Source organism: Mycobacterium sp. 663a-19 (assembly GCF_035616495.1).
Lineage (GTDB): Bacteria > Actinomycetota > Actinomycetes > Mycobacteriales > Mycobacteriaceae > Mycobacterium.
Map to the genome: position 1 here is coordinate 187,171 of NZ_JAPJAV010000006.1, position 13,857 is coordinate 201,027.

The 13,857-nt window shown below is 73.2% G+C and carries 10 protein-coding genes; 3 read left to right on the forward strand and 7 right to left on the reverse strand.

The features are described 5' to 3' along the window. Positions 1-12: 12 nt before the first annotated feature. Positions 13-1,356, forward strand: coding sequence for an ABC1 kinase family protein (locus OQ968_RS12985; protein ID WP_324678358.1), 1,344 nt, complete (start codon positions 13-15; stop codon positions 1,354-1,356). Between the two features lie 73 nt (positions 1,357-1,429). Here OQ968_RS12985 and OQ968_RS12990 read toward each other — a convergent pair whose 3' ends face one another. From OQ968_RS12990 to OQ968_RS13000, 3 genes are all read right to left on the reverse strand, one after another. Continuing rightward, entirely contained in the window at positions 1,430-1,696 is a 267-nt protein-coding gene (locus tag OQ968_RS12990; protein ID WP_324678360.1) for a WhiB family transcriptional regulator, read from the reverse strand. 127 nt (positions 1,697-1,823) lie between these two features. Then, positions 1,824-1,973, reverse strand: a complete 150-nt coding sequence (locus OQ968_RS12995; protein WP_324678364.1) for a hypothetical protein — start codon at positions 1,971-1,973, stop codon at positions 1,824-1,826. 94 nt (positions 1,974-2,067) lie between these two features. Then, positions 2,068-4,167, reverse strand: a complete 2,100-nt coding sequence (locus tag OQ968_RS13000; RefSeq protein ID WP_324678366.1) for an ATP-dependent DNA helicase UvrD2 — start codon at positions 4,165-4,167, stop codon at positions 2,068-2,070. 101 nt (positions 4,168-4,268) lie between these two features. Here OQ968_RS13000 and mrx1 point away from each other — a divergent pair, with 101 nt between their 5' ends. After that, positions 4,269-4,523 (forward strand): mycoredoxin Mrx1, encoded by a 255-nt coding sequence (mrx1, locus tag OQ968_RS13005; protein ID WP_324678368.1) that lies wholly within the window; start codon positions 4,269-4,271, stop codon positions 4,521-4,523. Between the two features lie 11 nt (positions 4,524-4,534). Here mrx1 and nudC read toward each other — a convergent pair whose 3' ends face one another. From nudC to OQ968_RS13025, 4 genes are all read right to left on the reverse strand, one after another. Beyond that, positions 4,535-5,464, reverse strand: a complete 930-nt coding sequence (nudC, locus tag OQ968_RS13010) for an NAD(+) diphosphatase (protein ID WP_324678370.1) — start codon at positions 5,462-5,464, stop codon at positions 4,535-4,537. Beyond that, positions 5,464-6,525: a potassium channel family protein gene (locus OQ968_RS13015; protein ID WP_324678372.1), complete on the reverse strand. Its 1,062-nt coding sequence runs from the start codon at positions 6,523-6,525 to the stop codon at positions 5,464-5,466. Before OQ968_RS13015 ends, nudC begins: the two co-directional genes overlap by 1 nt. Positions 6,526-6,596: 71 nt before the next feature. Then, positions 6,597-9,878 carry an ATP-dependent DNA helicase gene (locus OQ968_RS13020; RefSeq protein WP_324678374.1) on the reverse strand — a complete coding sequence of 1,094 codons (3,282 nt, stop codon included), beginning with the start codon at positions 9,876-9,878 and terminating at the stop codon, positions 6,597-6,599. Beyond that, positions 9,875-13,003, reverse strand: coding sequence for an ATP-dependent DNA helicase (locus OQ968_RS13025; protein ID WP_324678376.1), 3,129 nt, complete (start codon positions 13,001-13,003; stop codon positions 9,875-9,877). Before OQ968_RS13025 ends, OQ968_RS13020 begins: the two co-directional genes overlap by 4 nt. 66 nt (positions 13,004-13,069) lie before the next feature. On the opposite strand from OQ968_RS13025, the gene OQ968_RS13030 reads away from it, so the two are divergent. Then, positions 13,070-13,855: an alpha/beta fold hydrolase gene (locus OQ968_RS13030; RefSeq protein ID WP_324678635.1), complete on the forward strand. Its 786-nt coding sequence runs from the start codon at positions 13,070-13,072 to the stop codon at positions 13,853-13,855. Positions 13,856-13,857 lie beyond the last annotated feature (2 nt).

A 13,857-nucleotide genomic window follows, 5' to 3' on the forward strand; every position in this document is an offset into this window, starting at 1 on the left:
CCGTTGACCGTCATGGATGATGGGGGTGTGTCAGACATCAAACGCGGCCGTGCTGCGCGCAACGCGAAGCTGGCCAGCATTCCGGTCGGCTTCGCCGGCCGGGCGGCGCTGGGGTTCGGTAAACGGCTGACCGGCAAGTCGAAAGACGAGGTCCAGGCCGAGCTGATGGAAAAGGCCGCCCACCAATTGTTCACCGTGCTGGGCGAGCTCAAGGGCGGGGCGATGAAGGTGGGTCAGGCCCTGTCGGTGCTGGAGGCCGCGATCCCGGAGGAGTACGGCGAGCCGTACCGCGAGGCGTTGACCAAGTTGCAGAAGGACGCCCCGCCGCTGCCGGCCGCCAAGGTGCACCGGGTGCTCGACGCGCAGCTGGGCACCAAGTGGCGAGACCGGTTCAGCTCTTTCGACGACACCCCGGTGGCCTCGGCCAGCATCGGCCAGGTGCACCGGGCGGTGTGGTCCGACGGCCGCGACGTGGCCGTCAAGATCCAGTACCCGGGCGCCGACGAGGCGCTGCGGGCCGACCTCAAGACGATGCAGCGGATGGTCGGGGTGGTCAAACAGCTCGCGCCCGGCGCCGACGTCCAAGGCGTGGTCGACGAGCTGATCGAGCGCACCGAGATGGAACTCGACTACCGGCTCGAGGCCGACAACCAGCGCGCGTTCGCCAAGGCGTACCAGAACCACCCGCACTTCGCGATCCCACACGTGGTGGCCAGCGCCCCCAAGGTGGTGGTCCAGGAGTGGATGGAGGGGGTGCCGATGGCCGAGATCATCCGGCACGGAACCCCCGAACAGCGCGACCTGATCGGCACCCGGCTGCTCGAGCTCACCTTCGACGCGCCGCGCCGGCTGGAGATGCTGCACGGCGACGCGCACCCGGGCAACTTCATGCTGTTGCCCGACGGCCGGATGGGTGTGATCGACTTCGGAGCGGTCGCGGACCTGCCCGGCGGTTTGCCGATCGAACTGGGCATGTCCATCCGGCTGGCCCGGGACAAGAACTACGACCTGCTGCTGCCGACGATGGAGAAGGCCGGCTTCATCCAGAAGGGCCAGCAGGTGTCGGTGCGCGACATCGATGACATGTTGCGCCAGTACGTCGAGCCCATCGAGGTCGAGGTGTTCCACTACACCCGAAAGTGGCTGCAGCGCATGACCGCAATTGAGATGGACAAGTCGGTGTCGCAGATCCGGACGGCCCGGCAGATGGACCTGCCGCCCAAGCTGGTGATCCCGGCGCGGGTGATCATGTCGGTGTCGGCGATCCTGTGCCAGCTCGATGCCCATGTGCCGATCAAGGCGCTGTCGGAGGAACTGGTCCCGGGTTTCGCCGAGCCCGACGCGGCCGTCGTCTGAGCCCCGCGAGACTGCAACTACCGACGCGGTCTCTCGAGAAATGCGTCGGCAGTTACAGTTTCGCGTGTTATCTCTAGGCGGCGACTTCTTTGCGGGGGCGTCCGCGCGGACGCTTGTAGCCGACGATCGAACCCCGCTCGAAGATCTCGCCGCCCCACACGCCCCACGGTTCGGCCCGTTCCAGCGCCGCGGTCAGGCACTGGCGCCGGATCGGGCAGCCCGCGCACAGCGTCTTGGCGCGCTCCAGGTCGGCCGGCGTCTCGGCGAACCACAGGTCGGGGTCACCGGCGTGGCACGGCAGCACCGGCCGCGTCTGCCTGGGGACTGTCAGTGCCGACATGTCCTTCTCACCTGCTTCCTGGTCTGTGTCGGGGATTGATCCGGACCAGGAAGGGTGTCGACCCATAACTGTGGCCACGGATCCTTGTGACTTCGGGTCCGTGGCCAGTTGGGGAAAACCGGGCTAGTTAGGTATAGCCCCTATGCACGGACGCGTCGGTTGCGGCGGCGGCGCGATGCTTGACCGCGGCCGCCGGCGCAGCGGCGTGGGCGGCATGGGAGGTACCCGCGGTCAGCACCGCGCCGGCCACGCCTACACCGAACGTGTCGTTGATCATCGTGGCCACCTCCTCCCGCCGGACAGCAGAAATGCGCTTTCGAGGGTAGATGGTACCGGTCGGTGGCCACAACCGATTTTCTGACCTGCGCGTTTCAGCCGGTGCGGCCGCGAACCAGGCGCAGCACGTCCGGGCCGTACTGCTCGAGCTTGCGCGCGCCGATGCCCGGGATCGAGATCAGGGCGGCGTCGTCGCCGGGTAACAGCTCGGCGATCGCGATCAGCGTGTTGTCGGTGAAGACGACGTACGCGGGCACGTTCTGTTCCTTGGCGACGCCCAGGCGCCAGTCCTTGAGTTGCAGCAGCAGTTCCTCGTCGATGTCGGCGGCACAGGTCTCGCAGCGCCGCAGCATGACGGCGGCCGGGGTGGTCAGGTCGTTGTTGCAGATGCGGCAGCGGGTCGCGGCGCCGCGGCCGCGCCGGGACCGGGCCGGGCCGGGATCGGGACGGGCCTGCGGCGCGATGCCGTTGAGGAACCGCGACGGCTTGCGGCTCTGGCGCCCGCCCGGGTTCCGCGACAGCGCCCAGCTGAGCGCCAAATGCGTTCGGGCCCTGGTGATTCCGACATACAACAGCCGGCGCTCTTCCTCGACGGGTTCGCTCTCGGGGCCGTGCGCCAGCGCGTGCGAGATCGGCAGCGTGCCGTCGGCCAGACCGACGAGGAAGACCGCGTCCCACTCGAGGCCCTTCGCGGCGTGCAGTGACGCGAGCGTGACGCCCTGCACCACCGGCGGATGCCGCGCGTCGGCCCGCGTCCGCAGCTCGGCCAGCAGCCCCGGCAGGTCCAGCTGCGGGCGCTGCGCGACCTCGGCGTCCACCAGCTCGGCCAGCGCGGCCAGCGCCTCCCAGCGATCCCGGGCCCGGGTGCCCACCGGCGGCTGCGCCGTCAGCCCGAGCGGTTCCAGGATCGCCCGCGCCACGTCGGGCAGGGGGCCGTCCCGCTCGGGGTCGCGCTCCGCGGCGCGCCGCAGCGCCAGCATCGCCTGCTTGATCTCCTGACGGTTGAAAAATCCCTCGCCGCCGCGGACCTGATAGGCGATGCCGGCCTCGGTCAACGCCTCCTCATACACCTCGGACTGGGCGTTGACCCGGTAGAGCACGGCGATCTCGGACGGCGCCGTGCCGGACTCGATCAGCCGGGTGATCGACGCCGCCACCGCGGCGGCCTCGGCCGTTTCGTCGGGGTGCTCGTGAAACGTCGGGGCCGGGCCCGGGGCCCGCTGGCCGGACAGCTGCAGCTTGCTGCCGGCGACCCGGCCGCGCGCCGCGGCGATGACCCGGTTGGCCAGCGACACCACCTGCGGGGTGGAGCGGTAGTCGCGCTCCAGCCGCACCACGGTGGCGTCGGGAAACCGCCGCGAGAAGTCCAGCAGGAAGCGCGGCGAGGCCCCGGTGAACGAGTAGATGGTCTGGTTGGCGTCGCCGACCACGGTCAGGTCGTCGCGGTCACCCAGCCACGCCTCGAGCACCCGCTGCTGCAGCGGGGTGACGTCCTGGTACTCGTCGACGACGAAGCAGCGGTAGCGGTCCCGGAACTCCTCGGCCACCGCGGCGTCGTTCTCGATCGCGGCCGCGGTGTGCAGCAGCAGGTCGTCGAAGTCGAGCAGCGTCACCGTCTCGTCGCGGACCTTGAGGGCCTCGTACGCGTCGTAGACGGCGGCGACCTGCGCCGCGTCCAGCGGGGTGTCACGGCCGGCGGCGGCCACGGCCGCCGGGTACTGCTCGGGGCCGATCAGCGACGCCTTGGCCCACTCGATCTCACCGGCCAGGTCGCGCACGTCGTCGGTGCTGACGTTGAGCCGGGTGCGGCTGGCCGCCCGCGCCACGATGGCGAACTTGCTGTCGAGCAGCTGCCAGCCGGTGTCGCCGACCACCCGCGGCCAGAAGTAGCGCAGCTGGCGATGCGCGGCCGCATGGAACGTCAGCGCCTGCACCGCGCCCACGCCGGCGCCGGTGTCGAGCGCCCGCAACCTGGAGCGCATCTCCCCCGCCGCCCGCTGGGTGAAGGTGACCGCCAGCACCTGCCCGGCGGCGACGTGGCCACCGGCGACGAGTTGGGCGATCCGGTGCGTGATGGTGCGGGTCTTGCCCGTTCCGGCCCCCGCCAGCACGCAGACCGGCCCGCGCGGTGCGAGCACCGCCTCGCGCTGCTCGTCGTCCAGTCCCGCGGTCAGCGGGTCGGCGACAATCGGCATGGCGTCCATACTCGCAGGGGTGGCCGACAAACCCGATGCATCGCCACGCGTGAATTGGGTCGCTTCGGAATTCATCGTCGCTCCGCTACGTTAGACGGGCTATGTCCGACGCGCCGCTCACTGTGTACACGACGTCCTGGTGTGGCTTTTGCCACCGGCTCAAGACGGTGCTGCGCTCCGACGGCATCTCCTACGACGAGGTCGACATCGAGCACGATCCCGCGGCCGCGGAGTTCGTCAGCTCGGTCAACGGCGGCAACCGCACGGTGCCGACGGTCAGGTTCGCCGACGGGTCGACGCTGACCAACCCAAGCGCCGCCGAGCTGAAGGCCAAGCTGGCCGATATCGCCGGCTGACCGACACGGGCTCAGTCGCTCGCCGCCGCCCACGATTCGATGATCACGCGTGCGATCGAAATCGACCCGGGCAGAATCAGTTTCGCGTCCGTCGACGCGCTGCCCCAATCGCCGGCCTGCAGCGCGGCGCGCACCTCCTCGCGGGTGAACCACGCCGCCTCGGCGATCTCGCCGTCGTTGAACGAGAAGTCCTCATCGGGATCGCCCAGGGCGTGGAAGCCGACCATCAGCGAGCGCGGGAACGGCCACGGCTGGCTGCCCAGGTAGCGCACGTCGTGGACGTGCAGGCCGATTTCCTCCCGGACCTCGCGGGCGACACAGGTTTCGAAAGACTCACCCGCCTCGACGAATCCGGCCAGCAGCGAGAACATCCGCTCGGGCCAGACCGCCTGGCGTGCGAGCACCGCGCGGTCGCCGCCGTCGTGAACCAGGCAGATCACCGCCGGGTCGATGCGCGGGAACTCCTCGTGCCCGGTGACCGGGTTGACCCGCGACCAGCCCCCGCGCGACGGCCTGGTCGGGGAGCCGTCCACCGCGCTAAACCGCGCGCTGTCATGCCAATTCAGCAGCGCGATGGCCGACGACACCAGTTGGCTGCTGGTGTCGTCGATGATGGGGCCGAGGCTGCGCAGGTTCACCACCTCGGCTTCCACGTCGGGGTCGTCGGGCGCCTGCAGCGCGCCCCGGATCGCCCACACGTGCCGGCCGCCCTCGATGCGGCCGAGGAACACCGCCTCGGGGGGCGGCTTGTCGGCGAGCTCGGCCGCGGCGCCGAGCACCACCCGGTTGTCGGCGACCAGCACCTGGTTGCGCGAATCCACCCGCAGCAGAGCGGCTTCCGCCCATCCCGCGGTGGCCGCGTCGACGTCGGTGCGCAACTGGTCGGCGCGGTCGGCGCCGACCCGCGACAGCACCGGAACGTCGCGCAGCTGGAAGTCCACTAGTGTCCCGTGTTTCGGATGTAAAGCAACCGGTCGGTGGCCTCGATGGCATCGGCCTCGGGCGCGCCGATGCGCAGCAGGTGGCCGTCGCGCACCACGCCGAGCACGATGTCGCGCAGGTGCCGCGGGGACCCGCCGACCTCGGTCTGCTCCACCTCGCGTTCGGAGATGGCCATTCCGGCGTGCGGGGTCAGCAGGTCCTCGATCATCTCCACGACGCTGGGCGTGGTGGTGGCGATGCCGAGCAGCCGGCCCGCGGTCTCGGAGGAGACCACCACCGAGTCCGCGCCCGACTGCTGCAGCAGGTGCGAATTCTCGGCCTCCCGAATGGAAGCCACGATCTTGGCCTTCGGCGCGATCTCCCGCGCCGTCAACGTCACCAGGACGGCGGTGTCGTCGCGGCCGGTGGCGACGATGATCGACGACGCGTGCTGCGCCCCGGCCAACCGCAGCACGTCGGACTTGGTGGCGTCACCGTGCACGGTGACCAGGCCGGCGGTCGCGGCGTGCTCGAGCGCGGCCCGGTCGGAGTCGACGACGACGACCTCGCCCTTGGCCTCCTCGTCGCCGACCATGGCGGCGACGGCCGTCTTGCCCTTGGTGCCGTATCCGATCACGACGGTGTGGTTGCGCACTTTGTTCCTCCAACGCTGAATCTTCCATGCCTGCCGGGATCGCTCGGAGAGCACCTCGAGCGTGGTGCCGACCAGCACGGCCAGGAACGCGATCCGCAGCGGCAGGAATATCACGGTGTGGACCAGGCGCGTGGCCTCGGTGTAGGGGGTGATGTCGCCGTAGCCGGTGGTCGACAGCGACACCGCCGCGAAGTAGACGCAGTCCAGAAAGGTCGGGGGGTCGCCGCGCACGTCGCGGTAGCCGCCGCGATCCAGGTAGACGATGACAGCGGCGCCGAACAGCACCACCAGCGCGATGGCCACCCGTCGCGTGATGACGCGGACCGGGCTGTGGTGCTCCTCGGGGATGCGCAGCACGCCGACCAGCAGGTGGCCGGGCTGGGCGGTCAGCGTCTCGTCGAGACCCTGCGACCTACCCTTGCGCACAGCGGTCCGTCATCGGCTCACCCCCACCCGCAGGCCACGTACACGCCTCAAATGTAACCACGGTCGTCCGGTCACCGCCCGCCCGCGGGGGACAGCCCGGCCAGCCCGGCGGGGTCCGGCAGTTCGTCGGGGACGACGGTGTCGCCGCTGCGCACGTAGTGGAAGGCGGTGCGCACCGAGGACACCGGGCAGCCCGTCAGGGCGGCCCACGCCGAACGGTAGACGGCGAGCTGGACGGCGGCCTGCCGCTTGGCTTCCGGCCCGCGCGGCGGCCGGCCGGTCTTCCAGTCCACCACCGTGACACCGCCGTCCGGGTCGGCGAACACCGCGTCGATGCGGCCGCGTATCACGGTGTCGCCGACAGGCATCTCGAACGGCACCTCGACCGCGATCGGTGTGCGGGCCGCCCACGGCGAGCGGGTGAACGCCTCCTGCAACGCGGCCAGCTCCCGGGTGTCGCCGACGTCGGAGTCGGCCGCCCCGGGCAGGTCGGCAAGGTCGAACAGCCACTCGGCGCCGTAGAACTGCTGCACCCAGGCGTGAAAGGCGTTGCCCAGCAACGCGTGTGGGTCGGGGCGGGCGGGTAGCCGATGCGCCAGCCGCTGCGCGGCGCCATCCGGGTCACGCGCCAGGTCCACCAGGCCGCTGACCGACAGCTGGCCGGGCAGGGCGCGGGCCGGCGGGATGGCGGCGCGGGCGCGCTCGGCCAGCAACGCATCGACGTCCGCGGCCCAGTCCTCGGCGTCGGCGCCGGCCGCGACCGTGCCGGCCGACATGGCCTCGGCAACCAGCGCGGCGCCGCGTTCGACGTCGCCGCGGCGCGGGCCCAGCGGGTCGGCCGGCCAGATCGCCTCGATGACGTTGTCGCGCAGCGGGTTTCGCTCGCCGTCGGGCGGCGCCGGCGCCCACTGCTCCACCTCCCCGCACGGCTCGCCGGCCGCGGCGGAACGTTCGATGATGTCCTTGATCTCGCAGAGGAACTCCGACGGGCCGCGCGGCTTGATCCCGGTGGGGCCCCAGTGGTGGCCGGACACCAGCAGGGTGTCGGCGGTGCGGGTGACGCCCACGTACAGCAGCCGGCGCTCCTCGTCGACGCGCCGCTGCTCGAGCCGTCGGCGGTGCTCGGAGATCGTGTCCGACAGCTGCTTTCGGTTGGTGACGTCCGACGTGTCCAGCACCGGGATGCCCGGCGCGCCCGCGGCAGCGCGGTCGCCGCGCAGCAGCGGCGGCAGCTCGGCGGCGTCGGTGAGCCAGCTGCTGCGCGACGCGGTCGACGGAAATGTCCCGCCCGACAGGTGGGCGACCGCCACCAGCTGCCACTCCAGACCCTTCGCGGAATGCACCGTGAGCACCTGGACCCGGTCCCGGGCGACGGCCGGCGCGGCGGGCGGCAGGCCGTTCTCGACCTCCTCGGCCGCGTCCAGGTAGGCCAGCAGCCCGGCGACCGAGGCGGCCGCCGTCGCGTCGGTTGCGCTCGGCGTGGCGCCGGCGCGTTCGGCGTAGCCCGCGACCACGTCGGCGAACGCGTCGAGGTGTTCGGCGCCGGACCAGCCGGCCGAAACCCCCGAGGCGGCGCGGGCTTCGCAGTCGACGCCCAGCACGCGCCGGACCTCGGCCACCAGGTCGGGCAGCGGGTGGCCGAGGTGGGCGCGCAAGGCGCCCACCTCGGCGGCCAGCGCGGTGATGCGCTGATGTCCCGCAACCGAATACGCGCCGGCCGGCCCGGGGTCGGCGATCGCGTCGGCCAGGCACGCGGTGTCGGTGTCGGGGCCGGCGTCCCTGGCGATCGACTCGGCCGAGGGCGCCTCGCCGGGGCGCGGTCCGCCCGCGAGGGCCAGCGCGCGCCACCACAGCGCGGCGACGTCCCGCCCGCCGAGACGCCAGCGCGGCCCGGTGAGCACCCGCATCGCCGCCGCCCCGGCGGTCGGATCGGCGACCAGCCGCAGCATCGCCACGACGTCGGCGACCTCGGGAACCGACAGCAGCCCCGACAGCCCGACGACCTCGACCGGGATCCCGCGGGCGCGCAGGGCGTCGGCCATGGGCGCGGCGTCGGCGTTGCGGCGCACCAGCACCGCGGCGGTGGGCGGGGCGGTGTCCTCGGCGCGGGCGCGCCGGTACTGCGCGTGGACATGGTCGGCGATCCACTCGCGCTCGGCGCGCGCGTCGGGCAGCAACGCGCACCGGACGGTGCCGGGCGGGGCGTCCGGGCGCGCGCGCAACGCGTGCACCGCAACCGATCGCCGCCGCGCCTCCGCGGACACGGCGTTGGCCAGCCGCAGGGCGCGCGGCGGGTTGCGCCAGCTGGTGCGCAGCTCCAGGACCGGCGCCGGGGTGCCGTCGGCGCGGGGGAAGTCGGTGGCGAATCGCGGCAGGTTGGTCGCCGAGGCGCCGCGCCAGCCGTAGATCGACTGGATCGGATCGCCGACCGCCGTCAACGCCAACCCGTCGTCGACGCCGCCCCCGAACAGCGACGACAACGCGACCCGCTGGGCGTGCCCGGTGTCCTGGTACTCGTCGAGCAGCACGACCCGATACCGGCTGCGCAGGTCCCGGCCCACCTGCGGGAAACCCGCCGCCAGCCGGGCCGCCGAGGACATCTGCAGGCCGAAGTCCATGACCTTCCCCGCGCGCATCCGCTCGTGCAGTTCGTCGAGCAACGGGACCAGCTCGGCGCGCTCGGTCTGGGTGGCCAGCAGCCGCAGCAGCCACTGGCTGGGGCCGCGGTCGCGCTGGTAGGGGCCCGCCGGCAGGGCGTGGACCAGCCGCTCCAGCTCCACGTGGGTGTCGCGCAGCTGGCCGGTGTCCACCAGGTGCTCGGCCAGCTGACCCCACAGCCGCAGCACCATCGATGTGACGGCCGCCGGAGTCTTGTCGGTGCGCAGCTCGCCGCGGTACCCGTTGACCACGTCGAAGGCCAGCTGCCACAGCTCGGTCTCGCCGAGCAGCCGGGTGTCGGGTTCGACGGGCAACAGCAGGCCGTGCTCGCGCAGCAGGGAGCCGGCGAAGGCGTGGTAGGTGCCGACCGCCGGGCTCCCCGCCGGTTCGGCGGCCGACGCTCCGGCGCCCAGGCCGATGCCGGCCAACCGGGCCAGCCGGGACCGGACCCGCCGCAGCAGCTGGCCGGCGGCCTTGCGGGTGAAGGTCAGCCCCAGCACCTGGCCGGGCTCGGCGTAGCCGTTGGCGACGAGCCACACCACGCGCGCGGCCATCGTCTCGGTTTTCCCGGCGCCCGCCCCCGCGATGACGACCAGCGGGCCCGGTGGCGCGGCGATCACCGCGGCCTGCTCGGCGGTGGGCGGGAAAAGCCCTAGCGCGCAAGCCAATTCGTCGGGGCCGTAGCGCGCGTTCACGACGCCGACCCGTCGTGGGCCGGGCAGCACGGCCGGATCGGGCAGTGCGCGCAGCCGTCATTGCGGCGGGCGATGAACCGCGGTCCGGCGGTCGCGTCGGCCGCCGCCGCGACCAGCGCGCGCCATTGGTCGCGGGCCGCCGGGGTCAGCGGGTCCTGCTCGCGCTCGGTGGCGCCCGCGGCCCCCGCCTTGCCGATGTAGACCAGCCGCGCCCCGCCGGGTTCGGCCGGGCCGGCTTCGATGATGCCGTCGGCCACCGCCAGCTGGTACGCCGCCAGCTGGGCGTGTTGCTGGGCGTCGTCCTTGCTGACCGGTGTCTTGCCGGTCTTGACGTCGACGATCACCAGCCGCCCGGCGCCGTCGCGTTCCAGCCGGTCGACCCGGCCGCGCAGCCGGACCTCGCCGCCCAGGGCCTCGCCGGACGGCGCCCGAAGGACCCCGTCGACGTCGACCTCGACCCCGACCTCGCTAAGTTCCCCGCGGGTCCGCGCCCGCCATTCGACGAACGCCCGGATCATGCCGCGATGCCGGGCCAGCTCGTTGGCCGAATGCCAGCGGGCGCCGAAGGGCAGATGCTGCCAGGCCCGGTCCAGCTCGGCCAGCAGTTGCGATTCGCTCTTGCCCGGCTCGGCGATCAGCACGTGCAGCACCGAGCCGAGGGTGGACCGCAGGTCGCGGGCGTCGGTTCCGCCGTGGCGTTCAGCCAGCCAGCGCAGCGGGCAGTCGGTGAGGGTCTGCAGCGTCGACGGCGTCAACGTGACCGGTTCGCCGGGCCCGCGGAGCGGCTCGCCGGTGCTGACACCGAGCAGGCCGCGCCAGTCTTTCGGGTCGGCGCCAGGCACGCCGGCCCTGGCGAGCCGGGCCAATTGCGTTGCCGCACAACGACGGTCGGCCTCGTCGACGGCGCCGTCGGGGGCGCACACGACGCCGCGCAACCGGCCCACCAGGGCGGCCGCCGACAGCACCCTTGGTGCCGAAACCGGCTGCGCGGCAACGGGATCGGCGGCGCCGCCGGCCAACTGGGCGATCTCGTGGAAGAAGGACGACGGCAGCGCGGCGTCGTCGCCCGCCCCGTCGGTGTCGCTGTCGACGGCGGTCACCAGCAGCCGGCGCCGGGCCCGGCCCATCGCGGCCACCAGCAGCCGGCGCTCCTCGGCCAGCAGCGGCGCGGTCATCGACGCGTCCCCGGCGATGCCGTCCAGCGCGTCGAGCAGCCGCTGGGTGCCCAGGACCCCGCCGCGCGGAATTGTGTTGGGCCACAACCCGTCCTGCAGGCCGGCGATGACCACCTGGTCCCATTCGTGCCCCAGCGCGGCGTGTGCGCTGAGCACGCTGACCCGGTCGGCCGGCGACACCTCGGGGTTGGTGCCGGGCAACTGCAGAGCCGCGACGTGCTCGAGGAGCCCGGGCAGCGACGCGCCCGAGGTGCGCGACACGTAGTGATCGGTGACGTCGAACAACGCCGTCACCGCCTCGAGGTTCCTGGTGGCCTGGGCGCCGGCGGTGCCGCCGCGCTCGGCGGCGGCCACCCAGCGGCGCTGCAGGCCGGACCGGTGCCACGCCGCCCACAGGGTGAAACGCGGGTCTTGCCCGTCGCGGTGGCAGCGGGCGGCCGCGTCCAGCACGGCGCGCACCCGTCGCAGCGGGCGGTACTGCGGGCCGGACAGCTGCGGGCCGGCGCGCAGGACGTCGGCCACCAGGTCGCCGAAATCCCTTGCCGCGCTGCCGGATGCGGCGCGCTGCAGCGTCCGGCGCAGCTGCCGCAGCGAGACCGGGTCGACGCGACCGATGGGCCCGGTCAGCAGCGCCAGCGCCCGGTGGCCGTCGAGCCCGTCGGCGGTCGCCGCCAAGACCGTCAGCAACGCCCGGGCCGCCGGCTCCTCGGACAGCGGCCCGCCGACCGCGGACACCACCACCGGCACCCCGGCGGCGGCCAGGGCGCGCTGCAACCGGGCGCCCACCCGCGGCACCGAGCGGACGATGACGGCCATCTGCGACCACGGCACCCCGTCGACGAGGTGCGCGCGCCGCAGCGCGTCGACGATGATCGCGGCCTCGGCGTGCGCCGAGGCCGCCAGGCGCACCGCGACCGCCCCGTCCTCGGCGCCGGTGCCGTCGATCCGCCTGCCGGCGCTGCCGCCGGGCAGCCTTCGCGCGATGCCGGTGACCGCGCGCGCCACCGCGGGGGCACACCGATGCGACACCGTCAGCGTCACCGACGGCGTGTCACCGCCGAGCAGCCCGGCCGGGTCGCCGCCGCGGAAGCCGTACACGGCCTGGTTGGGGTCGCCGGCGACCAGCGTCAGCTCGGTTCCCGCCGCCAGCACCCGGACCAGGCGGGACGCCTGCGGGTCGAGCTGCTGGGCGTCGTCGACCAACAGCACCCGCAGCCGGGCGCGCTCGGCGGCCAGCAGCTCGGGGTCGACCGCGAAGGCCTCCAGCGCCGCCCCCACCAGCTCGGCCGCCCCCAGCGCCGGCGTCGTCGCCTCCGGCGCCGCGGTCCCGACCGCCGCCCGCAGCAGCATCACTTGCTCGTACTGCCGGGCGAACCGGCCGGCGGCGGCCCACTCCGGTCGCCGGCACCGGCGGCCCAGCCGCTGCAGTTGCTGCGCGTCCACGCCGCGTTCGGCGCAGCGCGCCAACAGGTTTCGCAATTCGGTGGCAAAGCCGGCGGTGCGCAGCGCCGGCCGCAGGTGCTCCGGCCAGGCGGCCGGCCCGTCCTCGAGGTCGCCGGCGAGCAGTTCGCGAACGATGGCGTCCTGTTCGGCGCTGGTGACCAGGCGCGGCGGCGCATCACCGGCGCGCACCGCGGCCCGCCGCAGCACCGCGTAGGCGTAGCCGTGAACGGTGCGGACCAGCGGCTCACGCACCGCGGCCCGCCGGGCGCCGGCGGCGCGCGGCCGCAGCAGCGCCGTCGTCAACGCGCTGCGCTGCCGCACCCCCAGCCGGCCGGAACCGGTAAGCAGCAGAACCGATTCCGGATCGACACCGGCGCCGATCCGGGCGACCGCGGCGTCGACCAGCAGGCTGCTCTTGCCGGTGCCGGGCCCGCCTAGGACCCTGATCAGGCCGCGCGCCCCCGGCGCCAGCACGGCACCCGCTTCGGCGTCCCAGGTGAATGACATAGCGGCATGACACCACGAGGGTCCGACAAGTCGGCCTGGCATCATCGACGCGTGACCGATCGACGCGTGACCGCCGACCTTCACGTGCACCGCTACGGCCCCGGTGGCCCGGTGCGGATGCTCGCCCTGCACGGGCTGACCGGTCACGGGCAGCGGTGGCAGAAGTTGGCCGACTCGCTACCCGAAATCGCAGTCGCTGCACCGGATCTGCTCGGCCACGGCCGGTCGTCGTGGGCCGCGCCGTGGAACATCGACGCCAACGTCTCGGCGCTGGCCGCGCTGCTCGACGACGAGGCCGACACCCCGGTGCTGGTGGTCGGGCACTCGTTCGGCGGGGCGCTGGCGATGCAGCTGGCCGCGGCCCGGCCCGACCGGGTGGCGGGGCTGCTGCTGCTGGATCCGGCGGCCGGCCTGGACGGCGGGTGGATGCGGGAGATCGCCGACGCGATGCTCTCCTCGCCCGACTATCCGGACCCCGACGAGGCCCGTGCGGAAAAGGTGACGGGCTCCTGGTCGGACGTGGATCCCGCCCTGCTCGACGCCGAACTCGACGAGCACCTCGTCGAGCTGCCGAGCGGACGGTACGGGTGGCGCGTCAGCCTGCCGGCGATGATGTCCTACTGGAGCGAGTTGGCCCGCGACGTCGTGTTACCGCCGGCGGGCACGCCGACGACGCTGGTGCGCGCGAAGTGGACCACGCCGCCCTATGTCACCGACGAATTGGTCGCGGGGCTGCGGGGGCGCCTGGGGCCCGATTTCGAGTTGCTCGAATTCGACTGCAATCACATGGTGCCGTACGCCAAGCACGCCGAAGTCGCCGCGCTGGTCCGCAAGCAGCTTCAAGGCCGCTGACC